Source organism: Paenibacillus faecalis (genome assembly GCF_900289175.1).
Lineage (GTDB): Bacteria > Bacillota > Bacilli > Paenibacillales > Paenibacillaceae > Paenibacillus_AQ > Paenibacillus_AQ faecalis.
Window position 1 is genome coordinate 4,368,681 of record NZ_LT985747.1, and the last position, 22,815, is coordinate 4,391,495.

22 protein-coding genes and 1 tRNA gene are annotated in these 22,815 nt (G+C 45.4%); 6 read left to right on the top strand and 17 right to left on the bottom strand.

Features of this window, described 5'->3' with window-relative positions:
• Position 1: 1 nt before the first annotated feature.
• From tpiA to C8268_RS20345, 4 genes are all read right to left on the bottom strand, one after another.
• Positions 2-754 (bottom strand): triose-phosphate isomerase, encoded by a 753-nt coding sequence (tpiA, locus tag C8268_RS20330; RefSeq protein ID WP_106769353.1) that lies wholly within the window; start codon positions 752-754, stop codon positions 2-4.
• An 83-nt stretch (positions 755-837) separates the two neighbouring features.
• A complete protein-coding gene (locus C8268_RS20335) occupies positions 838-2,019 on the bottom strand; it encodes a phosphoglycerate kinase (RefSeq protein WP_106769354.1) in 1,182 nt (393 codons plus the stop codon).
• A gap of 221 nt (positions 2,020-2,240) precedes the next feature.
• A complete protein-coding gene (gene gap, locus C8268_RS20340) occupies positions 2,241-3,245 on the bottom strand; it encodes a type I glyceraldehyde-3-phosphate dehydrogenase (protein WP_106769355.1) in 1,005 nt (334 codons plus the stop codon).
• A gap of 101 nt (positions 3,246-3,346) precedes the next feature.
• On the bottom strand, positions 3,347-4,393 hold the full coding sequence (locus C8268_RS20345; RefSeq protein ID WP_106770045.1) for a sugar-binding transcriptional regulator: 1,047 nt from the start codon (positions 4,391-4,393) through the stop codon (positions 3,347-3,349).
• Between the two features lie 395 nt (positions 4,394-4,788).
• Between C8268_RS20345 and C8268_RS20350 the strand changes: the two genes are divergently transcribed.
• Positions 4,789-4,863, top strand: a tRNA-Arg gene (locus tag C8268_RS20350).
• A 169-nt stretch (positions 4,864-5,032) separates the two neighbouring features.
• Positions 5,033-5,629, top strand: a complete 597-nt coding sequence (gene clpP / locus C8268_RS20355) for an ATP-dependent Clp endopeptidase proteolytic subunit ClpP (protein ID WP_106769356.1) — start codon at positions 5,033-5,035, stop codon at positions 5,627-5,629.
• Between the two features lie 130 nt (positions 5,630-5,759).
• On the opposite strand, the gene C8268_RS20360 is transcribed toward clpP, so the two are convergent.
• From C8268_RS20360 to C8268_RS20415, 12 genes are all read right to left on the bottom strand, one after another.
• Complete coding sequence (locus C8268_RS20360; RefSeq protein WP_106769357.1) at positions 5,760-6,836, bottom strand: PdaC/SigV domain-containing protein; 1,077 nt, start codon at positions 6,834-6,836, stop codon at positions 5,760-5,762.
• Positions 6,837-7,113: 277 nt separating this feature from the next.
• Positions 7,114-8,166, bottom strand: coding sequence for an ABC transporter substrate-binding protein (locus C8268_RS20365; RefSeq protein WP_106769358.1), 1,053 nt, complete (start codon positions 8,164-8,166; stop codon positions 7,114-7,116).
• Positions 8,167-8,226: 60 nt separating this feature from the next.
• The gene (locus C8268_RS20370) at positions 8,227-9,033 is read right to left on the bottom strand and encodes an ABC transporter permease (protein ID WP_106769359.1); all 807 of its coding nucleotides are present in this window, start codon (positions 9,031-9,033) and stop codon (positions 8,227-8,229) included.
• A complete protein-coding gene (locus tag C8268_RS20375) occupies positions 9,030-9,881 on the bottom strand; it encodes an ABC transporter permease (RefSeq protein WP_106769360.1) in 852 nt (283 codons plus the stop codon). The genes C8268_RS20370 and C8268_RS20375 overlap by 4 nt, the downstream gene beginning before the upstream one ends.
• The gene (locus C8268_RS20380; protein ID WP_106769361.1) at positions 9,878-10,849 is read right to left on the bottom strand and encodes an ABC transporter ATP-binding protein; all 972 of its coding nucleotides are present in this window, start codon (positions 10,847-10,849) and stop codon (positions 9,878-9,880) included. The genes C8268_RS20375 and C8268_RS20380 overlap by 4 nt, the downstream gene beginning before the upstream one ends.
• Before the next feature lie 321 nt (positions 10,850-11,170).
• On the bottom strand, positions 11,171-11,923 hold the full coding sequence (locus tag C8268_RS20385) for an SIMPL domain-containing protein (RefSeq protein WP_106769362.1): 753 nt from the start codon (positions 11,921-11,923) through the stop codon (positions 11,171-11,173).
• 210 nt (positions 11,924-12,133) lie between these two features.
• Positions 12,134-12,403 carry an HPr family phosphocarrier protein gene (locus tag C8268_RS20390; RefSeq protein ID WP_106769363.1) on the bottom strand — a complete coding sequence of 90 codons (270 nt, stop codon included), beginning with the start codon at positions 12,401-12,403 and terminating at the stop codon, positions 12,134-12,136.
• Positions 12,404-12,505: 102 nt separating this feature from the next.
• Positions 12,506-13,435: a DNA-binding protein WhiA gene (gene whiA, locus C8268_RS20395; RefSeq protein WP_106769364.1), complete on the bottom strand. Its 930-nt coding sequence runs from the start codon at positions 13,433-13,435 to the stop codon at positions 12,506-12,508.
• A gap of 5 nt (positions 13,436-13,440) precedes the next feature.
• The gene (locus C8268_RS20400) at positions 13,441-14,382 is read right to left on the bottom strand and encodes a gluconeogenesis factor YvcK family protein (RefSeq protein WP_199794996.1); all 942 of its coding nucleotides are present in this window, start codon (positions 14,380-14,382) and stop codon (positions 13,441-13,443) included.
• 64 nt (positions 14,383-14,446) lie between these two features.
• A complete protein-coding gene (gene rapZ / locus C8268_RS20405; RefSeq protein WP_106769366.1) occupies positions 14,447-15,352 on the bottom strand; it encodes an RNase adapter RapZ in 906 nt (301 codons plus the stop codon).
• An 81-nt stretch (positions 15,353-15,433) separates the two neighbouring features.
• Positions 15,434-16,384, bottom strand: a complete 951-nt coding sequence (locus C8268_RS20410; RefSeq protein WP_106769367.1) for an ROK family glucokinase — start codon at positions 16,382-16,384, stop codon at positions 15,434-15,436.
• A gap of 303 nt (positions 16,385-16,687) precedes the next feature.
• A complete protein-coding gene (locus tag C8268_RS20415; RefSeq protein ID WP_106769368.1) occupies positions 16,688-18,394 on the bottom strand; it encodes a glycoside hydrolase family 13 protein in 1,707 nt (568 codons plus the stop codon).
• A gap of 291 nt (positions 18,395-18,685) precedes the next feature.
• Between C8268_RS20415 and C8268_RS20420 the strand changes: the two genes are divergently transcribed.
• The 4 genes from C8268_RS20420 to C8268_RS20435 are packed head-to-tail and all read left to right on the top strand — an operon-like array spanning position 18,686 to position 22,115.
• Entirely contained in the window at positions 18,686-19,609 is a 924-nt protein-coding gene (locus C8268_RS20420; RefSeq protein WP_106769369.1) for an ABC transporter ATP-binding protein, read from the top strand.
• A 2-nt stretch (positions 19,610-19,611) separates the two neighbouring features.
• Positions 19,612-20,358, top strand: coding sequence for an ABC transporter permease (locus tag C8268_RS20425; RefSeq protein WP_106769370.1), 747 nt, complete (start codon positions 19,612-19,614; stop codon positions 20,356-20,358).
• Positions 20,359-20,364: 6 nt separating this feature from the next.
• Positions 20,365-21,513 carry a sensor histidine kinase gene (locus C8268_RS20430; protein ID WP_106769371.1) on the top strand — a complete coding sequence of 383 codons (1,149 nt, stop codon included), beginning with the start codon at positions 20,365-20,367 and terminating at the stop codon, positions 21,511-21,513.
• A 32-nt stretch (positions 21,514-21,545) separates the two neighbouring features.
• Positions 21,546-22,115 carry a response regulator gene (locus C8268_RS20435; protein WP_234033000.1) on the top strand — a complete coding sequence of 190 codons (570 nt, stop codon included), beginning with the start codon at positions 21,546-21,548 and terminating at the stop codon, positions 22,113-22,115.
• Between the two features lie 110 nt (positions 22,116-22,225).
• Here the strand turns inward: C8268_RS20435 and C8268_RS20440 are convergent, their stop codons facing one another.
• Entirely contained in the window at positions 22,226-22,660 is a 435-nt protein-coding gene (locus C8268_RS20440) for a CBS domain-containing protein (protein WP_106769373.1), read from the bottom strand.
• Positions 22,661-22,815: the final 155 nt, after the last annotated feature.

Sequence of the window (22,815 nt, forward strand, 5' to 3'; positions counted from 1 at the left end):
CTTACTTCGCCCCCTCAACGAGCTGTATGTAAGAGACCGGCTGTAAGCTGGCTCCTCCAACGAGCGCGCCGTCAATGTCGCTTTGACCCATGTACTCAGCTACATTCTCAGGTTTTACACTGCCGCCGTATTGAATACGTACTTGATTGGATACATTTTCACCGTACATTCCTTTTACAAGATCACGGATGTAAGAAATAACTTCGTTAGCATCCTGTGCTGTAGAGGATTTGCCTGTTCCAATCGCCCAGATCGGTTCGTATGCAATAACAACGCGAGCAGCCTGATCCGCAGAAATCCCTGCAAAAGCCGCTTCTGTCTGCACTTTGCAAACGTCTTTCGTCTGACCAGCTTCACGCTCTTCGAGCTTTTCGCCAACGCATACAATCGGAGTAAGATCATGACGGAAAGCCGCATGAACTTTTTTGTTCACAATCTCATCGGTTTCAGCAAAATATTGACGACGCTCCGAGTGTCCGATAATGACATAGTCGACGCCTAGATCTTTAAGCATCACACCGCTGATTTCACCAGTAAACGCGCCATTATCTTCAAAATGCAAGTTTTGTGCGCCGATCTTGATGTTTGTGCCTTTAGCAGCTTCAACAAGCGCTGGGAGGTTCGTAAACGGTGCACAAATCACACTTTCTACGCCCTCAATTTCCGCTTTGCCTTTTACCTCTTCCAAAAATGCTTTAGCTTCCGGAACAGTTTTGAACATTTTCCAGTTACCAGCTATGATAGGTGTTCTCACAAAGTTCACTCCTTTACTTCTGCGAACAATTTAAGCCAAGTATAAAATTCAAATTTATACTTTCTTATATCTATATAAAGATACTACTTATCGTTCAGTGCCACAACACCAGGAAGCTCTTTACCTTCCATAAACTCAAGAGATGCACCGCCGCCAGTAGAGATGTGATTCATCTTGTCAGCCAAGTTGAATTTCTCTGCAGCTGCTGCGGAATCACCACCGCCGATAATCGTGTAAGCTTCTGTGTCTGCACAAGCCTGCGCTACTTCACGAGTACCATGAGAGAACGGATCCATTTCGAATACGCCCATAGGCCCATTCCATACGACAAGCTTCGAGTTTTTAATAACCTCTGCATAGATTTCACGTGTTTTCGGACCGATGTCCACACCTTCCCAATCAGCAGGAATAGCATCGATATCAACAATGTTCGTGTTGGCATCAGCACTGAAATCATCGGAAACCACAACGTCTACCGGAAGATAGAAATTCTTGCCCAATTGTTTTGCTTTTTCGATGAAACCCAGGGAAGCTTCCAGCTTGGAGTCATCACAGAGGGATTGACCGATTTCATGTCCTTGAGCTTTGAAGAACGTGTAAGCAAGACCACCACCGATAAGAATGTTATCAGCGAGCGTAAGCAAATTGTTGATCACATCGATTTTGTCTTTTACCTTCGAACCGCCAATAATCGCGGTAAACGGACGCTCCGGATTGGAAAGAGCTTTACCGAGTACGGACAGTTCTTTCTCCATCAGCAAGCCGGATACAGCCGGAAGAAAATGTGCAATACCTTCAGTTGATGCATGAGCACGGTGTGCTGCACCAAAAGCGTCATTCACAAACAGATCTGCAAGCTCCGCGAACTGCTTCGCAAGCTCCGGATCATTTTTCTCTTCACCAGGATAAAAACGAACATTTTCAAGCACAAGAACGTCTCCGTCCTTCATGTTGGCAATTTGTGCTTTTACTGCATCCCCTACAGCTTCGTCTGCTTTTGCTACCGGTTTGCCAAGAAGCTCGGACAAACGTTCGCTTGCAGGCGTCAATCGCATGGATTCAACCACTTGGCCTTTCGGACGTCCCATATGGCTGGCCAAAATTACTTTAGCGCCTTTTTCCACCAAATATTTAATGGTCGGCAGGGTTTCACGGATCCGAGTATCATCGGTAATTTTCCCATCCTCGAGGGGGACATTGAAATCGACGCGGACAAACACCCGTTTGCCGCTTACTTCCACATCACGTACACTTTTCTTGTTCATCTCCACGTTCCTCCTAAGAAACTATTCTCCTCGCCGACAGCACAGCTGCTCTCGCTCTCTCTATGTTTAGAGCCCGGTTTTTTTATCTATTCTTCCCAGTACTCTGGCATGAAAACATATAACAAGTAGAAAATTCAATTCTATACTTTCTTATATTTTCACAAAACCAAAGAGGAGCGCCGCAGGGAACCCCTCTTCGGATGAATGGTGTAAATCAGAAATTACAAACCTTTGTTTGCAATGTATACAACGAGGTCAACAACGCGGTTGGAGTAACCCCACTCGTTGTCATACCAGGAAACAACTTTTACCATGTTGTCGCCTACTACCATAGTGGACAGAGAATCGATAGTGGAAGAAGCCGGATCTGTGTTGTAGTCGCTGGATACGAGCGGCTCTTCGGAGTAGTTCATAATACCTTTCAGAGGACCGTTAGCTGCTGCTTTCAGTGCATTGTTAACGTCTTCTTTGGTAACTGGTTTAGCTGTTTCAATGACAAGGTCAGTTACAGAAACGTTCTTCGTAGGTACACGCATTGCCATACCATTCAGTTTACCTTTCAACTGTGGCAGAACCAAGCTAACGGCTTTAGCTGCACCCGTTGTGGAAGGAATGATGTTCTCAGCTGCTGCACGAGCACGACGAAGATCTTTGTGCGGCAGGTCAAGAACTTGCTGGTCATTCGTGTAAGAGTGAACAGTAGTCATCATACCTTTTACGATACCAAAGTTCTCGTCCAGAACTTTTGCAAATGGAGCCAAGCAGTTTGTTGTACAAGAAGCGTTAGAAATAACGTTGTGGTTAGCTGGATCGTATTTATCTTCGTTAACACCCATAACGATGGTGATGTCTTCGTTAGAAGCAGGTGCGGAGATAATAACTTTCTTCGCGCCGCCTTTCAAGTGAGCTTCCGCTTTTTCTTTAGCTGTGAAAATACCAGTGGATTCAACAACGATTTCCACGCCAAGATCGCCCCAAGGCAGTGCTTCAGGGTTGCGCTCTGCAAATACTTTAATCTCGCGGCCGTCAACTACAATTGCACCTTCTTTAGCTTCTACAGTTGCAGCGAGCTTGCCATGAGTTGTGTCATATTTCAAAAGGTGTGCCAGCGTGCGTACGTCTGTCAAATCGTTAATTGCTACGATTTCAAGATCCTTGTTGTCCAGCGCTGCGCGGAACACGTTACGACCAATACGTCCAAAACCGTTAATACCTACTTTAACCATGAATATTTCCCTCCATATTGTGAAAGTTATTATTTATTCAAGACAGACCGTAAAGCCCGTCAAGACAACTAAGTTAGTGCAGATGCTTGATGTCAGAGTTCTTACAAATCGGCTGTTTGATCAAGCCTTTTCTCAATTTCCAGAGCTGCTGCTTCATCCATAACAAGAATATCCTCGTGTCCGAATTTCAATACGGCGTGAATCGCCTTCGCCTTGCTTCGTCCACCTGCAATTCCAATAATCGTATCCGTCCGCATAATATCCTCAAGCCTTAACCCAAGGGTTAGCATTTTGTGAACGACTGTACCTTCTTCACTGAAATAATAGCCGAACGATTCAGCAATCGCTCCCTCTTCTTTCAGATTTTGAATCGACTTCTCGTCAAGCTTCCGGCGGTGAGCCATTTCCATAGCATCTCCGATGCCGTGAACAATCACACATGCGCTGCGTATGACATCTACGATTTCCTGGATATGATGATCCTGAACTAATGATTGATAGGCATCGTCGCTTAGCAAATCAGGCACATGCAGCAAACGATATTCCGCTCCTACCTTCTTGGCCATCTTAGATGCAATCGTATTCGCTTGAATTTCCACGCTCTCACCCAGACCGCCCCTTGCAGGTACGAACCACGAGCCTTTCAACAAACCGGTTGGCGGCGGTGACATCTGCTCCGCCACTTCGGCGAGTGTCGACCCACCCGTTACCGCTATGATATCCCCGCAGTTTACAAAGCTAAGTAATGTTCTCGCCCCAGCCCTGCCAAGCTCACGTTTCACATCGGTTGAAGACTCACTATCCCCCGGGATAATAACCACTTTGCGCAGCCCATAAGCCTGACGGATTTTCTCTTCCAAGTCGGCCAGTCCGAACAAGTCCTTCATCACCGGCTCAAGCTGCTCAAGCAGGCGCCTTCCGGCACTGCTGACCCTCATCCCAACTGTCTCAATCTCAATCAACCCCTGTGCTTTCAAAAGGTCTGTTTCGGCCCTAAGCACACGTTCAGTCATGTCCATCGCTGCTGCAAGCGTCCTGCGCCCTACAATACCGGATAGCATGATCTGATGAAGGATCATATACCTTCGTTTGAGAGTATCCATGAGATCGGGCAGAAGCAGCTCTTGTAATTCTAATAAATTGCGCATGCTTTCCACTCCTGCAACTTCGTCTTGGCTCTCCTTCTTGGTCGCAAAATGTCCCATCCAAACTTTTTGAGTCCCACCATTATTCTACTCAATAATTATGATGGTTGCAAGTGTTCCGAATGTATATTTCTCAGCATAAAGGATTATTATACATGGATATCTGCCCGTTCATTCAGGCGTTAAAAAGCTGTCATTTATCAGGCTCTCATCATCAGAATAATGTGAGCATCTTCATATACGGGATGAAAGAAAAGACCTTCTCATTTAAAGTGAGCCCTTTTATTATCTTTGACAAAAAAAGCTTATAACTTTCGAACCCATCTATACGAAAATTTGCACAGCCTCCCTTGTCTTTTAGAAAAAGATGCGGTATAATCATCTTCGTTGCTATTTTTGCGCCCGTGGTCCAATGGATATGACGTAGGCCTCCGGAGCCTGAGATCGAGGTTCGATTCCTCGCGGGCGCGCCATTTGCTTTCAGAACTCTATATACTGTTTTACCCATAAGCGCCTATCACGGCTCTTTTTTTTCATCAATAGTTTGACTATCTTTGACTTTTGATTTGAAATTGTTTATTATGTGGTTAATACGGTAACATTATAATTCATGAGGAAATGCACTTAAGAGGAGGTTATTTAATGAGCTTTATACCTATGGTCGTTGAACAAAGCAATCGCGGGGAGCGCGCATATGACATTTATTCCAGACTGCTGAAAGACCGCATTATCTTCCTCGGCTCCGACGTAAACGACACCATTGCCAATTCCATCATCGCCCAAATGCTGTTTTTGACAGCAGAGGACCCCGATAAGGACATCCATCTGTACATTAACAGCCCTGGTGGTTCCATCACTGCTGGTATGGCAATTTTTGATACAATGCAGTTTATCAAACCTGACGTATCTACGATCTGCGTAGGCATGGCTGCATCCATGGGAGCTTTCCTGCTGAACGCTGGGGCTAAAGGCAAGCGATTCGCGCTGCCGAATAGTGAAATTATGATTCATCAGCCGCTGGGCGGAGCACAAGGTCAAGCAACAGATATTGAAATCCGTGCTCGTCGTATTCTAAAAATGCGCGATAAGTTGAACCATATCCTTGCAGAGCGTACCGGCCAACCGCTGGAGCGTATTGAGAAAGATACTGATCGTGATTACTTCATGACAGCCAACGAAGCTAAAGAGTACGGTATCATTGATAAGGTACTGGAAATCACACCACCGCAAGGTATTTAATGATTTAAAAAATGAAGGGCTACTATCTTTAATTTTGGATAGTAGCCCTTTAATATTGAATGGACCAAGCTGATCAACATGAAGCGGTTCAGTTCCATATTTGCTGCCCAGAATGGCTTTTATCCAGCTGTTATTTCCATTGTTTCAAGCTTAACTCAATTTGAGGAAAACCAAAGGCATATGCTGTATACTCATACAACTGAAAGTAAAGAACGGCTGCATTATCTTTCAGGAAGAAATCTGCATCGGCAGGTACGCTTTCAAATCCACCGAGATAGCCTTCATTTTTTTGCAGCTGGTTCAATACATAATCATTTAACTTCTGCTTGCTTTTCCCCTGAGTATTAATAAAATCATCAAGCTTAAGCTGCTTTCCATCCTTTAATGAAAATGTAAAGCTTTTGCGATAAGTCATGCCGTGAGCTCCTCCGGTATAGGTATATCTGTACGTCGTGAGACTCAGTATATCTTTTGCATTATAATGAATGACAAAATCACCTACATACACATACGGAGAATGATAACCGAAAGCAGGCTGCTCGCTAAGAATTTCTTGAGCTTCGGCAATCATATCTTCAGCATTCTTCCTCAGTACATTGTTGATTGCGGTTTGAGCCTCTTTATTCTCAAATCCACTGATCACCGGATAGTTAACAACAGCTTCAACATTTAGAACTTGTTTTTTTAACGTGTCCGATTCGATCGTAATCGGATTTTGCTTCTTCGAAGTCATGCTCAATGTTTTCTGGGAAGGATTCCACTGACCCTGAACTCCCATATACTCATTCAATATTTGATAAGGGATATACAAACGGCCATTTACAACCTGACCTCCCGACTCCCCCACATAATATCCGTTGACGGTTAAACCGACTTCATTATCCGCATAAACCGTTGCCTGAAGTTTATTATAGCCTTTGCCAAAAGTGTAGGTTCTGCTTTTCGCATCATATTTTAAGGGAATCCCCATCACATCCCTAATCGCTGTTGCTGGTACAAAGGCAGCGCCATGATCGAGCATTGCCTTGTGGGGCAATACCCTGCCATTCCACTTCAAAGTTACTTCCGCCACAGCAGACTTTTGAGCTACTTCATTCACTTTCATTTTCGATGCGTCTGCATTTACCAATTGTCCGTTGAAGCCAAAGCTGCCCAATAATACGCCTGCCGCTATAATTGCTGCACCACATTTCAGTTTGCTGCCCATGTTATTCTCCACCTTCCAGACCTGGATATCCCTACATTTTCCTTTTTCATTATAAAAAATACGAGAGCAAGAGAGGTAACAATTACGGTGACAATTTTGATGCCAGCCAATAGGTTGAGAAACTAAAATAAGGATAAGCGCCTGCCAAATATAATGCCAAAAACACCAACAGCGCGTACCGATTACATATCGGCACGCGCTGGCTGCGTCGTTTTTTCCAATTGTTTATGGATACAGTTACTGAAAGGCTTCTATCCGTTTTCGTAGCAATAAAAACCTATCCCCCGCTCTTAAGTTCTGTCCAATAGCGGTCATAAAATTGCAGGGATGCACCGACATCACTAAGCCATTCCGTACGGCTAAGCTCTTCTTCGGTTAAATTGATCATCTTGTCACTGCGGTATTCCTCACTATGAAACTCCATCGCTTTTGCGTTCGGATTGCTGTAGCCAATGTATTCATAGTTTTTAGCGCTCACTTTCGGATCAAGCGTGTAGTTGATAAACTTTTCGGCCAGTTCCTTATTTTCAGCGCCTTTTGGAATTGCGTAATTATCAGAGAAAATCGTTCCGCCTTCTTTAGGCACGACATATTCTACATCAGGATTATCTTTTGCGATAATTGAAGCATCACCAGACCATACGGTCGCAATCCAGCCTTCCTCCTGAATCATTTTTTGCTTAATATTGTCTGTATCAAAAGCAAGTACACTTGGCAGCAATGTCTTCAGATCATCCACCGCTGCTTTAATCTCGGCTTCATCCGTAGAGCTATTGGATTTACCCTGCTTCTTCAGAGCCATGCCAATCATTTCCCGGTTGTCGTCAAGCAGCAGCACTTTTCCTTTGTAAGCCGGGTTCCACAGATCATTCCAGCTGTCAATTTCGTCTTTGACGTATTTCTTGTTATATGCAATTCCCGTTACACCGGTCATATAAACGATGGAATATTTATTACCCGGGTCAAACTCCGGGTTCATAAATGTGTCTGTTATGTTCTCGATGTTAGGGATATTATTCTTATCAAGCGGCTCCAGCAAGTCCAAATCAATCATGGTCTTCACCATGTAATCGGAAGGCTGGATCAAGTCATATCCGCTGCCGCCCGCTTTAATCTTCGCCAGCAAGTCTTCATTGTTCGCGTAATTGTCAATCGTTACCTTGACGTTGAATTCCTTCTCAAAATCCTGAATTACCTCTGGGTTGAAGTTGTCAGCCCAAGTGTAAATATGCAGGGTCTCCTTGTCAGATCCACAAGCCGTCAAGGCCATTACCGACACCACAGCAAGCATGCCTGCCAGCAGCAGACGGGTCCATCTCGTTCTTTTCAATTCACTATCTCCTCTCTTTCTTCTAATCATTAATATATATCCGAAAAGCGGTAATTCCGCTTAAATCGGCAATGTTTTGTGCTTCTTCTGACCCTTGCCTCGGTTAAGGAAGTATTGAGCGAGTAAGATCAGAGTCACACTTACAAAAATGAGCAGCGTACACAGCGCGTTGATCTCCGGTGAAATCCCTCGCTTCACCTGGGCATAAATGTAAATCGGAAGCGTAGTAGAGCTCGGACCGGCTACAAAAAAGCTGATCATAAAATCATCGAGCGACAACGTGAACGCAATTAAAGCCCCGGCGATAATCCCAGGCGAAATCTGCGGTAGGGTCACATGACGAAACGTCTGCCACCGGGTAGCCCCAAGATCATGTGCCGCTTCCTCCAGCTGCTTGCCCATATTGGATAAACGAGCCGTCACGACGACATATACATAGGATAGACTGAATGTGATATGAGCGATAATAATGGTCGTCTTGCCCGACTCTATACCGATAGAACTGAACATCACAAGCAGTGATATCCCCATAATTATATCCGGTATGATAACCGGCAGGTACAAAAGACCGTTCATGCTGTTGCGGCCCTTTTTGCCTATATTACGAAGAGACAAAGCTGCCATTGTACCGAGAACTGTCGAAAAAAACGTCGATACGACAGCAACCGTCAAACTGTTCATCAAAGCTTCCATAACATATCTGTTGTTGAACAGTGATACATACCAGTCCAACGTAAAGCCTTCCCAATTACCGCTAAGCTTTGTATCATTAACGGAAAAAATGATGATGATCATGATCGGCACATAGATAAACGCCATCATCAGGAATGAGTGAATTCCAAGCAGAGGGTGACTTCGTTTTTTCATGCTCTCCCCTCCTTCACACGTTGATGGCGGGCTTGCATGGCCCGATTAAACAAAACAATCAGCACTAGCGAAGTAATGACGAAAATAACCGATAACGCAGCACCGAAGGGCCAATTCCGCGCTCCCAGAAACTGTTGCTGTATAATGTTACTAATGATAGGCGATTTAGCACCACCCAAAATATCTGTCACGACAAACATCCCTGTCACAGAAACATAGACCAGGACCGATCCGGTCATAATGCCGGATTTGCTCTGAGGCAGCGTAATATGACGGAACGCTTTCCAACGGGAGGCGCCCAGATCGCTTGCTGCATCCAAGAGACGCTTGTCCATCTGCTCCAACGCCACATAAATCGGCAGCACCATAAATGGTATGAAGTTATATACCATCCCCAGAAGTACCGCACCTTTGGTGTACAGCAATTGTAAAGGCTGGTCAATCCAGCCCAGATTGATCAGAAAAGTATTCACAACTCCCTGCGTCCGCAGCAGCAGCACCCAGGCATACGTACGAATCAGAAAATTGATCCAAAACGGTACAGTAACCAGAATCAACCCCCACGCCTGGATACGCGGGGATGCGTTGGCTATATAGTAAGCCAGAGGATAACTGACAATCAGACAAATCAGTGTAGTGAGCACTGACAGAACGATCGTTTCCCAATAAATCCCGAGATAGAGCGGGTCGAAAAACGTCTTATACGCTTCCAGACTGAATGTAAAGACGAGGTTTCCCTGCACATCACGCTGTAGAAACGAGATCCCTATCACGATAATCATCGGGATGATCAGAAATAAGGATAACCAGAACAGAACGGGAATCAGAAGGAGTTTAGACTTTCTCATAAGCCGATACCTACCTCATCCCTTGCGTCCCAGGTCAGTCCAATTTTTTCACCGACTTCCCAAAATTCATCATCCGTAAAATCCAGCGCAACGGTCACCTTCATCGGTTCGTTATCGAGCTGTACGATCAGCTTATGGACGTTACCTAGATACTGTATATCTTCAATAACACCGGTTTCCTTGGCACCCGGCCCGCGGACGGGAATGACCTTTTCAGGGCGCACAGCAAAAAGCCCTTCGGTCGAAGAGAAGATGTTGTTCTCCCCAACAAAGGTTGCAGCGAACAAAGTCTGCGGTCTGGCATAAATTTCTCGCGGCGTACCAATCTGCTCAACCTGTCCATTGTTCATGATGACAATCCGGTCAGAGAGCATCATGGCTTCTTCCTGATCATGCGTTACATATACGAATGTAATCCCGAGTGTACGTTGCAGATGTTTCAGCTCAGACTGCAAATTTTTGCGAAGCTGCAAATCCAGTGCACCAAGCGGCTCATCAAGCAGCAGCACCTTTGGCTTGTTTGCGATCGCCCTGGCTATAGCAACACGCTGTTGCTGGCCACCGGAGAGCTGATGCGGATAACGGTCAATCAATGGAGTAAGCTGTGTCATCGCTACCGCTTCCGCTATCCGTTCCTTTATTTGTGCACGAGGCATTTTTTTCATTTTCAATCCAAAGGCTATATTTTCTTTTACGGTCATGTGCGGAAACAGGGCGTAATGTTGAAATACGAGATTCAAATCCCGTTTGTTCGCCGGCGTATCCGTTACGTTCTCTCCAGCGAGCCACACTTCCCCTTCCGTTGGCTGTTCGAATCCTGCAATCATTCGGAGGATTGTCGTCTTGCCGCAGCCGCTGGGGCCCAGCAAAGTCAGGAATTCCCCTTCCTTAATGGAGAGCGACAGCGGATGCACGACCGATTGTCCTTGAAACTGTTTTTCCACCTGGACAAGTTCAATCATATGCATCATCATCCCCTTACGGTTAATGGTATTAGTCTTTCCTATAATTTAAGAAAAAAAAGCCATATCCATTGGTATGGCTTATCCGTCAGAACAAACTTCAGTTTTTTGCATATTCACTATACCTTGTTTTGTCCCTATACACAACACTTTTCTGTGTAATTCGACAGCGGAAGGTTTTGCACAATCTATATTTTGTAAATTGCGACCATACAGGGCGAAATGTGTAAGAAAAAACAAAACCGTTCCTATCCGCATCGCACGCGGATTGAACGGTTTCGGATGTTATTCTGTATGAATTGATAAGCATCAATTGACAGGTATATTTTACTTCATCTCATACTGAACATACAGCTGTGTAGTAAGTTTGATTTCTCCTGGTTTGACCGATGTTGAAGCCTGATCCATTTTCGCTTCAGCCGTTGCCATATTACCCATACTGAACAAATCAACGTTTAGAGCCTGATCCTGTGCTACATTGACAACAGCCCCCAGCTGACGCTTGGAAGCTTTTGCAATGGCCTGTGCTTTGAGTTCTGCATTTGCCATGGCTTTCTCAATGACTTGAGCTTCGTAAGCATCTCGATTTTCAACGGAAAACCGCGCATTGCCGATATTATTGGCCCCGGCTTCTGCTGCAGCATCGAGCAGTTCACCGACTTTACTCAAGTCACGCATTGTGACTTCAAGCGTGTGGTTAGCACTGTAATTTTGTACTTTTCGCCCTTCTTTTTCACTGTAAGAATAATTCGGCTGAACGTAAAACTCGACCGTCTTGATATCTTTCTCATCGATTTTCCAGGTCTTTGTCAGCAATTGATTAACCTTGGCTATTTTTTGTGCTGTGCTTTTCTGAGCAGATTTTGCGGTTTCTGCAAATGATTCCACACCGATCGAAAGATATACGATATCCGGCTTCACTGAAAGTTCACCTTTGCCAAGTACCGCGATTCGGTTCTGCTGTACCGATTCCGCAGCGTGAACTTCCCCTGCTCCGAGCCCCCCTGTCCACAATGAAGTACCCGTTAGCATCGCACTCGCAATCATCATCGCTCCCAAACGCTTAGCCCATACGTTCATTTTTGTTGCCCTCCTTAAATTTGACAGTGCAATTAGCTTGCCTTTAATTTTCAAACGGTCTTTAGCTGGAAAATGTTGCAACCATCTGAAGGGAAAACAAAAAAAGTTGGGTGGACCCTTACCCCGTTTGTACAGGCTCATTCCATTTTTATTTTTACATATTAAAAAAGCCTTGTTGCCAAGGCTTCCTCTATACATACGTATAGAATTTTATTGGTTTTCTAATTCTTCTTTGCTAACCAAACTCACTAAAGAGGTAACCGCTTGTTCAGCGTCTGCGCCTTCAGCGCTAATGTAAACCTCAGTACCTGAGCTTATGGCGAGGCTCATAATTCCCATGATACTTTTTGCGTTTACTTTTTTGTCATCCTTTTCCACGAAAATTTCTGATGAGTATTTATTCGCTTCTTGAACGAACAGAGCGGCCGGTCTAGCATGAAGACCCGTTTTCAACCGAACGACTACCGGGTGCTTTGTCATGGAAAGTTTACCCCCTATTATGAAATCTTATAACATTGGAAAACGATACTATTTTATAATATTATACCATTTTACCATACAGGACACTAGAATAAAAAAATCTTAACTGTTTCGGAGCTTTTCAGCCATTTCATCGATTTTACGAAGACGGTGATTTACCCCGGATTTACTAACCTTTTCTTTAAGCATTTCCCCGACTTCCTTCAAATTCATATCGGGATGAGCAAGACGAACTTCAGCCACTTCACGAAGCTTGTCCGGCAAGCTCTCAAGACCGATTTCCTTTTCCAGCAGCTTGATGTTCTCAATCTGCCGTACAGCTGCACCGATCGTTTTGTTTAGGTTAGCGGTTTCGCAGTTGACAATCCGGTTGACGGAGTTGCGCATGTCACGCATAATGCGGACATCCTCAAACTTAAACAAAGCCTGGTGTGCACCGATCAGGTTGAGGAACTCGATAATTTTCTCGCCTTCCTTGATATAAAGGATAAACCCCTTCTTGCGCTCGATACAGCGCGCATTCAGATGGAATTCATTCGCAAGGTCAACCAGCGCCTTACAATGCTCCTCATACATGGAGGCGATCTCCAAGTGATACGATGAGCCCTCAGGATTGTTAACAGACCCTCCGGCCATAAAAGAGCCGCGTAGATAAGCCCTTTTGCAGCAGTTTTTTCGCACAATTTCCTCATCGATCCGGGGCAAAAACAGAAAACCTTCGGATACAATCCTAAGTTCCTTAAGTATTTCCTGAACCCGGGCGGGAATGCGAACGATATATACGTTATTCTTCTTCAAACGCATTTTTTTACGCACTAAAAGTTCCGTATGCGCCTGGAAATGCTTTTTAATTAAGGAATAAATGCGCCTTGCGATCGCGGCATTTTCCGTCGAAATATCCAGCACAATTTTTTTGCTCGAAACCTGAACCGTTCCGTTCATCCGGATCAGTGCGGACAATTCGGCTTTTTCACAACAGTTTTGGCTTTCGACCATCGTTAGCTCTTTCTTCGTTTGTGCCGCAAATGACAAGGGTCTCACCTCTTTCGTAACATCCAATCTTGCACCAATTGGAAAATATGATTACTCAGCTTGTGAGCATCATGCCGTAAGTATGTGCGAAAAAGCACCAGCTTATCTGCAATCAACTTGTATCCCCGGCTCATCACTTCATCCCGGTCGAGCTGAACAGGCTTTGCACCCTTTTCGGCGTATTTTTGCTGCACTTGCGGGGGAATCTCGCCATCATTCACAATCACATAATCAAACAAGTGAAGTCCAATATGGTCATATATGGCTTGCAAATGATCACTAACTTTATAGTTATCAGTCTCCCCCGGTTGTGTCATTACATTACATACAAATATTTTGATCGCATCGGAAGCTACAATAGCTTCCGCCAGCTTAGGGACGAGAAGATTAGGCAAAATACTGGTATACAAGCTGCCTGGCCCGATCAATATTGCATCGGCCTGCTGAATAGCTTCCAGCGCTTCAGGCAGCGCCTCTACATCTTCGGGTTCAAGAAAAACCCGTTTGATACGTCGTCCGGATTCCGGAATTTTCGATTCGCCAGAGACGATCGTGCCGTCTTCCATTTCTGCATTTAAAATAACGGCCTCGCCCGATGCAGGCAGAACCTGTCCGCGAACAACAAAAACCCGGCTCATCTCCTTAACCGCCGTGACAAAATCACCGTGAATATCCGTCATGGCAGCCAGGATTAAATTGCCGAGGCTATGCCCCGCCAGTCCTGAGCCGGTACTAAAGCGGTATTTCAATATATCGGATAACAGCGGTTCTACGTCAGCGAGCGCTGTTACTACATTTCGGATATCTCCCGGAGGAGGCATTTGCAGTTCATTACGTAGAATTCCGGAACTTCCTCCATCGTCCGCGACAGTTACAATCGCCGTAATGTCCAGAGGTTTTTCCTTCAAGCCGCGCAGCATGACGGATAGCCCAGTTCCTCCACCCATCACGACAATGCGAGGGCGCTTACTAGCTTGTTCAGCCACGTTATATCACTTCCCTCTATTAAGCCTAATGCCGATCCCTGTCAGAATCACGGTGGCTGACCGATACCGCTTCTGTCTCACTTACGCCAAGCATTTTTCCAAGATACTCTGCAATTGCAACGGATCGATGCTTGCCGCCTGTACAGCCGATACCGATAATTACCTGGCTCTTTCCTTCTTTCCGGTAATGCGGAATAAGGAAATGAAGCATATCTAGAAGCTTCGTTAGAAAAGCCTGTGTTTCTGGCCATTTCATCACATATTCATATACATCACTGTTTTGACCTGTATGAGGACGAAGGTTTTCCACATAATGAGGATTCGGCAAAAAACGAACGTCAAACACCAGGTCAGCATCAATAGGTATTCCATATTTAAAACCAAAAGATGTAATATTCACTGACAAAATATTGGTTTCCATATGGGTATAGCGGGAGATGATTTTTTCCTTCAATTTCGCCGGCTTCATATTGCTTGTATCGATAACCTGTGTTGCTGAATTTTTCAGTTCCTCGAGCATTTTTCGTTCCAGACGAATTCCGTCAAGCGGCATACCTTCTGGAGCTAGCGGATGGCGACGACGACTTTCTTTGTAACGCTGCACGAGTACGGAATCCGTTGCATCCAAAAACAGAATCTCACAATTAATCGTGAAGTGATCCTTAATAAAGTTCAGCGATTCTGACAAGGCGGTAAAAAACTCCCGCCCCCTTAAATCGATGACAAGTGCAATTTTGCCGATCTTACCTTTCGATTGATCAATAAGCTCTGCAAATTTAGGGATGAGCACTGGCGGCAGGTTATCGACACAGAAGAACCCGAGATCCTCCAGACTTTGTACCGCGAGTGTCTTTCCGGCTCCCGACATACCAGTAATAATGATTAGGGTGGCCATTGATGTTGTCGTACTGCGATCGTTTGCTTCCAGCATCGCTTCCCCTCCCATGTAAGTATATGTCTTCAATTCGCCATTAAATTGATTTTAAAAGGACAACGATGTCGTTGCTTACTGTTAAGAGCGCAAATGAAGACCCGCTGCACCAACAACGCCAGCATCATTACCCAGCTCTGCGGGTACAATACGTACTCCACGCTGCAACGGCTCCGGTGTCAGCTTGCTAAATACAGAACGAACTTCATTAAACAGAATGTCGCCGGCTTTGGAGACTCCTCCGCCAATGATAAACACTTCCGGGTTAAGTACAGCCGCAACCGATGCCATCGACTTTCCAAGGTAGTAAGCCGCGCGATTTACGATCCGAAGAGCTACTTCGTCACCGGCTTTCGCAGCATCGAACACTTCCTTAGCCGCAATGTTGTTAACAAGCGCCAGTGAAGTGCGGTCTCCGCGCTCTACTGCATCTTTGGCCATACGAATAATACCTGTTGCGGAAGAAACGGTCTCCAGGCAGCCCATTTTGCCGCATCCACATTGGATGGCTTCCAGATCAGGCACCACGGTAATGTGACCGAGCTCCCCAGCCATACCGCCGAATCCCTGATAAATTTTTCCATTAATGATAATTCCGCCGCCTACACCTGTGCCAAGCGTATAGCAAACACAGTTGTCAACCCCGCGTCCTGCGCCGCTCCAAGCTTCACCTAAAGCTGCTACATTTGCATCATTGTCTATTCTAACTGGCTTGCCAAGGCGCTCTTCTAACAGCGCACGAATCGGCACATCTTTAAATCCTACGTTAGGTGCCAAAATAATGATTCCTTCACGGATGTTCGTAAAGCCAGCAACGCCTGCTCCAATGCCTACAAGCTGTTCCCAGCTGTATGGGGATTGCTCCACAATATGACGTACATATTTCTCGATGTTTCCGATCACCGTGTCAACGCCCTTGGACGTTTCCGTAGGTCCCTCATAAGTCTGCAGCAATTGACCTTCTTCATTGCATATTCCGACTTTAATTGCGGTCCCGCCTAAATCGACACCTACGTAGATGTTCTCAGACATGTTACAAGCCACCTTTTTCCTTCTATAATTAGAATGATCCTACTGTACCAACTATAATTGAAGGCAACCTTTCGGTCAAGAGAAAGCAAGGGGATAAGGCAGGTGTGTGGAATGACTGGAAACCCATATAAACACTGTGTACTCAGGCTTTTATATACTGCTGATTTGTAGCGCCTACGCCTTCAGCAAGCAGGTTGATCTTTACTCATATCGTCAGGAAAAAATAACCACCCAGCGATATGTGGCAATTCCATGAAAACCTTCTATATTTATGCACTTTCAAGGAAACACCTGCTGACAAAACTAGAGTTTGCCGCAGGTCTTGCTCTCAAGCAAATACACACGCGCCTCGTAAGGTCGTAATGTTAAATGGTACACATCTTCCCCTGACTGTGGTTTGTAATTGGATATCATCAGTTTTTTGTCGTCTGTTTGAAGCTCATCCGGCCAATGAAATACAGGTGTCTTATCAAAAAAATTAAGGATCACCAGCAGCTTCTCCTTCTCGACTGATCGGACAAATGCATAAATTTCTGGGTCCAGAGGCAGCAGCAGCTTATAATCACCGTAAATAATCGCCTCACACTTCTTTCGAATCGCGATCAGCTTGCGATAGTAATGAAGTACAGAATCCGGATCCGCCAAAGCCTGCTTCACATGAATGTCCTTGTAATTGCTGTTAAGCTTCATCCAAGGCTTTCCTTCCGTAAAACCTGCATGAAGAGTGTCATCCCACTGCATCGGTGTACGAGCGTTATCACGGCTTTTTTTGTGAATCCTATTCATCGTTGTTTCTTCCGGCTGGCCCCGGAGCCTGGCCTGTTCGTAGTAATTCAGCGTCTCTACATCCCGGTAATCTTCAATGGAGTCAAACTCCACGTTGGTCATCCCGATCTCCTCGCCTTGGTAAATATATGGCGTTCCTTGCAGCATATGAATGAACGTGGCCAGCATTTTTGCCGACTGCACCCGGTAAGGTCCGTCATTTCCGAATCTTGATACCGGCCTTGGCTGATCATGGTTGCTCAAATAATTCGCATTCCACCCTTTTTCATGCAAAACGGTCTGCCAGTTGCTCATGATCTTCTTAAGCTCAAGCAGTGTCCATGATCGGATGTCCCACTTCCCTGTACCCCCTGATTCAGCATCGAGATACATATGCTCGAATTGAAACACCATATCAAGCTCGTTGCGGTCCTCGCCAACATAATCAAGCGCCTGCTCCGGTCCAAGCCCTGATGTCTCGCCAACGGTCATAATATCGAATTCAAACAACACTTCCTCGTTCAGCTTCTTCAGCAGTGTATGCACGTTCTCTAGGTTAGAGAAGTGGTGATATGCCTGGACGACAGGCAGGTTATATGGATTATCCGCATCCGGCAAACCTGTTGCCTTGACGATGTGTGAAATCGCATCAAACCGAAAACCGTCAACACCTTTGGTAAGCCACCAACGAATCATTTTGTACAGCTCCTCAATCATCGCATCGTTTTCCCAATTCAGATCGGGCTGCTGTTTGGCATACAAGTGTAAATAAAACTCATCCGTCTTCTCATCGTACTCCCATACCGAGCCGCTGAAATACGATTCCCAGTTGTTTGGATACGAACCGTTCTTGCCCTTGCGCCATATATAAAAATCCCGCCGCGGATTATGTTTGGAAGAACGCGATTCAAGAAACCACGGATGCTCGTCAGATGTATGATTCAACACAAGATCCATCATAATTTTCATCCCGTGCTTATGTGCTTCCTCCAAAAGCTCATCAAAATCCTCCATCGTCCCGTAGCGGCTGTCGATCGCACAATAATCGCTAATATCATAACCGTTGTCATGACCCGGTGATTTGTAAATCGGACAGATCCATATCACGTTGACGCCAAGATACTGTAAATAATCCAGCTTGGAAATGATGCCGCGAAGATCTCCGATCCCATCGCCGTCCGAATCTTTAAAGCTCATCGGATAGATTTGGTACACTACGCTTTCTTTCCACCATGTTTTTTTCACTTGTCTGCTCCTTCCTTATGTCTATAAAAATGCCCGGTGATATATCGAGATATATACCGGACATTTTATAAATGTATATGAAATAATTACACGATTTGACAGTATATAAACGGTCAAAGCTTTGATTGTTGGCGTTTTAGCACGTTTTAGCATCCTTATGTTGCACAACATAAAGCTGTTTCATGCTAAAGATGACAATTGTCATCTCAAAATCATGACAACCTTTACTAACCAACCTTCACGTTCACGGATATGCTTAACTCAAGGAAATTTTGGAGGTGCTTTAAAAGTATGGTTAAACAGCTGAACGAGCCTATTGCAGAGCTTGCATACATCACCAAATCATTCAAATCCAAGAAAGCGGTCAACAACATTTCATTTACGATTGAAAAAGGTTCGATTACAGCGATTTTAGGCCCTAATGGAGCTGGAAAATCGACAACTATCTCGATTATGCTGGGGCTGCTTGAACCGAGTGAAGGAAACGTTTCATTGTTCGGCAGAAGCCCGAAAGACCGAAAAGTTAAAGAAAAAATTGGCGCAATGCTGCAAGATGTCAGTGTCATGGACGGACTCAAAGCAAGGGAGATTCTGAATCTCATTCGGGGCTACTATCCGGAGCCGATGGACATACCCAAACTGCAGAAGTTGTCGGGTCTGACCGATGAAGAGCTGAACAAGCATGCGACCAAAATGTCCGGAGGACAAAAGCGGAAGCTAAGCTTCGCATTGGCACTGGCTGGAAATCCAGAGCTTCTTTTCTTTGATGAACCAACCGTCGGGCTGGACACGGCCGCGCGGCGTTTATTTTGGCGAACGGTTCGTGAGCTTGCGAATCAAGGCAAAACCATCCTGTTCACTACCCATTATCTGCAGGAGGCCGATGATATGGCCGACCGAATTATTTTGATCCATAACGGAAGTATCGCCGCTGACGGCAAACCGGAGGAAATCAAAACAAAGTTGACGAAGCGTTCGGTCTCCTTTATCGCTGAAGCCGGACTTCAACATATCAAAGACCAACTTAACAACATTCCGGGAGCAGCAAAAGTATTTGAAGAGCATGGCCGAATACATGTCATTGCAGAAAATACCGATCAAGTGTTGGCAGCTATTATAAGAGAAGGATTAACCGTCCGTGATATAAGCGTTGACCAGGGCAGTCTTGATGAAGCATTTGATCAACTGACGAAGCGAGAAGAGGAGGCTGTTTAACGATGGGACGTCTTATATATCTTCAATGTAAAATGGAACTGCTGCGCATTGCGCGCAACCCTTATTTCATATTTTGGTCGCTGGCCATGCCGATCCTGTTCTATTTCATCTTTACCCGAGTAGTCAATACGGGAATGCCGAACGCAGCCTTGTGGCAGGCACATTACCTGATCTCGATGACGACCTTTAGCGTGATGGGCTCAGCGATCATGACGATGGGCATCCGGATTGTACAGGAGCGCACGCTAGGATGGTCTGCCTACATGCGGATTACACCTTTGCCGGGAAGTATCTATTTCTTCGGAAAAATGTTCGGCCAGTCCGTTATGCATCTACTCTCGATCATCGTTATATTTATGGCAGGTTACCTGATCAACGGCGTTCAAATGACCGCATGGCAATGGATCACTAGCGGTTTATGGATCATGATTGCCTGCGCTCCGTTTCTCGCAGTCGGCACGTTGATCGGAACGATGAAACGTGTCGATACAGCCAGTGGTGTAAGCAATGGCATTTATTTGGCTCTCGCTCTTACGGGAGGCATGTGGATGCCGATGGAGATACTTCCAGGCTTCCTTCAGGCTGTGGGGAAATGGCTTCCGGCATATCATTTTGCAAGCGGAGGATGGGAAATCATTCGTGGAAACGTGCCTGAGTTGAAATCTGTCGTACTTTTAATAGGCTATTTAGCGTTATTTATGGTAATATCCACCTATATCCGCAAAAAACAACAAGCAGCGTTAGGATGATGGTGAATGAAATCCGCAAAGTTTCAAATATTTCCGCGCCAATTAGGACTTTCCCCCTATTTCTGGCTGCTTTACTTGAGCTTGCCGCTCTATCAATTGATAACCCATGAAACAGGCTGGAAGCTTTATCTCGGGTATGCCATGATCAGCCTGTTTGTTATTACCTATCGGCAGCTTTTTTTCGCTGAGGGAAAACGGTCTTTCTTTTATTGGCTATTGCTTCAAATGCTTATTATTTTTATTTTTTGCATGGGGTATGGTGGCACTTACTTGTTTATGGGCTTTTTCACGGCCAATTTTATCGGTTGGTATTCGGAAAAGCGGAATTTTATAACCGTTTATATTTTATTCGTGCTGGTGGAGTCCGTCCCCATTATCTATCATATCGACCAAATTTCTATGCAAGATCTGATATACTTGCTCCCCTTTATCATCATAATGTTGCTGTCTCCCTTCGCAATCCGGTCCATGATAAGCAGACAAAAGCTGGAGGAACAGCTGGAGGACGCGAATGAACAGATTCGAAGTCTGGTTAAAAGTGAAGAGCGAACGAGAATCGCAAGAGATTTACACGATACGCTCGGTCATACCCTGTCACTGATCACATTGAAGAGCCAGCTGGTAGAAAAGCTCGTGGATGTAGATGCAGAGCAGGCCAGACTAGAGGCCCGGGAAATTCAAAATACCTCTCGTGCTGCCCTTCGCCAGGTACGTGAGCTTGTGTCTGATATGCGCACCGCAACACTGACTGACGAGCTGAACGAAGCCCGGGTTATTTTGCAAAGCGCAAATATTGAACTTTCGTACGAAGGTCATCCGAAGTTTAAAAACATAACCGATACAGCTCATCATATTATGAGCCTCTGTTTGCGTGAAGCGATCACCAATATAGTGAAGCACAGCCAGGCCTCCAAATGTCATGTTCGCTTTGAACAGTCTGAAAGTGAATGGGTTCTGTCAGTAAAAGATGACGGAATTGGCGTTTCAACGATGACTACAACACGATCTACAAGAGATACAAATGGACTGAAAGGTATGACTGAACGTCTTGCGCTCATCGGTGGGACGATGGACATCACTGCTGAGGAGGGCGCCCTTCTTACTATACGGGTCCCGATTATAATTACGAACCAGAAGGAGTGTGAAGCCGGTTGAGCATCCGCGTACTGATTGCAGAAGACCAGCGAATGCTGCGCGGCGCACTGGCTCTGCTGCTCAATTTTGAAGAGGATATTCAGGTTGTGGGCCAAGCCGGAAATGGCAGCGAAGCTTTGGCTTTAATTACCCAACTGAAGCCGGACGTGTGCCTGCTGGACATCGAAATGCCGGTAATGAGCGGACTTGAAGTTGCCGAAGAGTTGAAACAGAAAGACTCTCCTTGCAAGGTCATCATTCTAACCACCTTTGCCCGTCCAGGTTACTTCGAGCGAGCCGTGCAAGCTGGTGTTCAAGGCTACCTGTTAAAGGACGAACCGAGCGAACGTCTTGCAGAAGCCATCCGACGCGTGATGGAAGGTCGGCGCGAAGTATCGCCGGAGCTTGTGTTTGGTACAATCCGTGAGGCCAATCCGCTGACAGAGCGGGAACAAGACATTTTGCGCCTGATCGCAGCAGGCAACAGTTCCGGCGAAATCGCCTCCATTTTGCACCTGTCCTATGGAACTATTCGGAACTATATCTCCGAAATTTTGAACAAACTGGAAGCCAAAAACCGGATTGAGGCTATTGCCAAGGCAGAAGAAAAAGGCTGGATATAAAGCGTTAAGAAACGCTTTTCGACAAAAGCAGCCCCCGTGGTATGTCTAAACATTACATAAAGGCCGCTCAAGGATGAAGCTTGAGCGGCCTGCTTTTTCGTTTTTCTAACCTATTGAAACATTCCTGCTCCCTTGGAAATTCGGCTTAAGGCTTCTCCTGACTCATTGATATAATGATCCCGTACGGCAAGATCACCGATTGCACAAATTCCAACTAAACGCCCTTGCTCGTCCACGACAGGCAGACGTCTGATCTGATGCTGTGCCAGCATCTTGGCAGCCTCATGGATTTCAGTATGCGGCTCGCAGCATTTAACCTCACCTGTCATAAGCTCTTCGCAAGTTGTCATTTTTAAGTCCTTATTCTGGGCTACACCACGAAGCACGATATCGCGGTCAGTCATAATTCCGGTCAATCGGCCAGCCTCATTCACAATCGGGACGGAGCCGACATTGCTTTGTGCCATAATTTTAGCTGCCTTCTCTACCGGATCATTGGTTTGGCAGGTCTGCACTTGTCTGGTCATCACTTCAATAATTCTCATGGTATACCAAACTCTCCTTTTTTGGGTTTACCCATAATATGAGTTTTAAAGGAGGTCTTTATTCAGCCTGCCTTTTCTTGATGAAAAGCCCCTTCTTATCTCGTCCACAATTTACATATAAATGTAATTTTGTTATCTTGACATTGAGGTGACAG

Coding starts and splice junctions, on each gene's coding strand:
- C8268_RS20380 (WP_106769361.1), bottom strand. CDS start 10,849: ATGCATATGATTGAACTTGTCCAGGTGGAAAAACAGTTTCAAGGACAA.
- C8268_RS20425 (WP_106769370.1), top strand. CDS start 19,612: ATGGGACGTCTTATATATCTTCAATGTAAAATGGAACTGCTGCGCATT.
- C8268_RS20375 (WP_106769360.1), bottom strand. CDS start 9,881: ATGAGAAAGTCTAAACTCCTTCTGATTCCCGTTCTGTTCTGGTTATCC.
- C8268_RS20430 (WP_106769371.1), top strand. CDS start 20,365: ATGAAATCCGCAAAGTTTCAAATATTTCCGCGCCAATTAGGACTTTCC.
- clpP (WP_106769356.1), top strand. CDS start 5,033: ATGAGCTTTATACCTATGGTCGTTGAACAAAGCAATCGCGGGGAGCGC.
- C8268_RS20390 (WP_106769363.1), bottom strand. CDS start 12,403: ATGACAAAGCACCCGGTAGTCGTTCGGTTGAAAACGGGTCTTCATGCT.
- C8268_RS20345 (WP_106770045.1), bottom strand. CDS start 4,393: ATGCGCAATTTATTAGAATTACAAGAGCTGCTTCTGCCCGATCTCATG.
- C8268_RS20335 (WP_106769354.1), bottom strand. CDS start 2,019: ATGAACAAGAAAAGTGTACGTGATGTGGAAGTAAGCGGCAAACGGGTG.
- C8268_RS20370 (WP_106769359.1), bottom strand. CDS start 9,033: ATGAAAAAACGAAGTCACCCTCTGCTTGGAATTCACTCATTCCTGATG.
- C8268_RS20400 (WP_199794996.1), bottom strand. CDS start 14,382: ATGGGTGGAGGAACTGGGCTATCCGTCATGCTGCGCGGCTTGAAGGAA.
- C8268_RS20435 (WP_234033000.1), top strand. CDS start 21,546: ATGCTGCGCGGCGCACTGGCTCTGCTGCTCAATTTTGAAGAGGATATT.
- C8268_RS20360 (WP_106769357.1), bottom strand. CDS start 6,836: ATGGGCAGCAAACTGAAATGTGGTGCAGCAATTATAGCGGCAGGCGTA.
- gap (WP_106769355.1), bottom strand. CDS start 3,245: ATGGTTAAAGTAGGTATTAACGGTTTTGGACGTATTGGTCGTAACGTG.
- C8268_RS20385 (WP_106769362.1), bottom strand. CDS start 11,923: ATGAACGTATGGGCTAAGCGTTTGGGAGCGATGATGATTGCGAGTGCG.
- C8268_RS20420 (WP_106769369.1), top strand. CDS start 18,686: ATGGTTAAACAGCTGAACGAGCCTATTGCAGAGCTTGCATACATCACC.
- rapZ (WP_106769366.1), bottom strand. CDS start 15,352: ATGCTGGAAGCAAACGATCGCAGTACGACAACATCAATGGCCACCCTA.
- C8268_RS20410 (WP_106769367.1), bottom strand. CDS start 16,384: ATGTCTGAGAACATCTACGTAGGTGTCGATTTAGGCGGGACCGCAATT.
- C8268_RS20440 (WP_106769373.1), bottom strand. CDS start 22,660: ATGAGAATTATTGAAGTGATGACCAGACAAGTGCAGACCTGCCAAACC.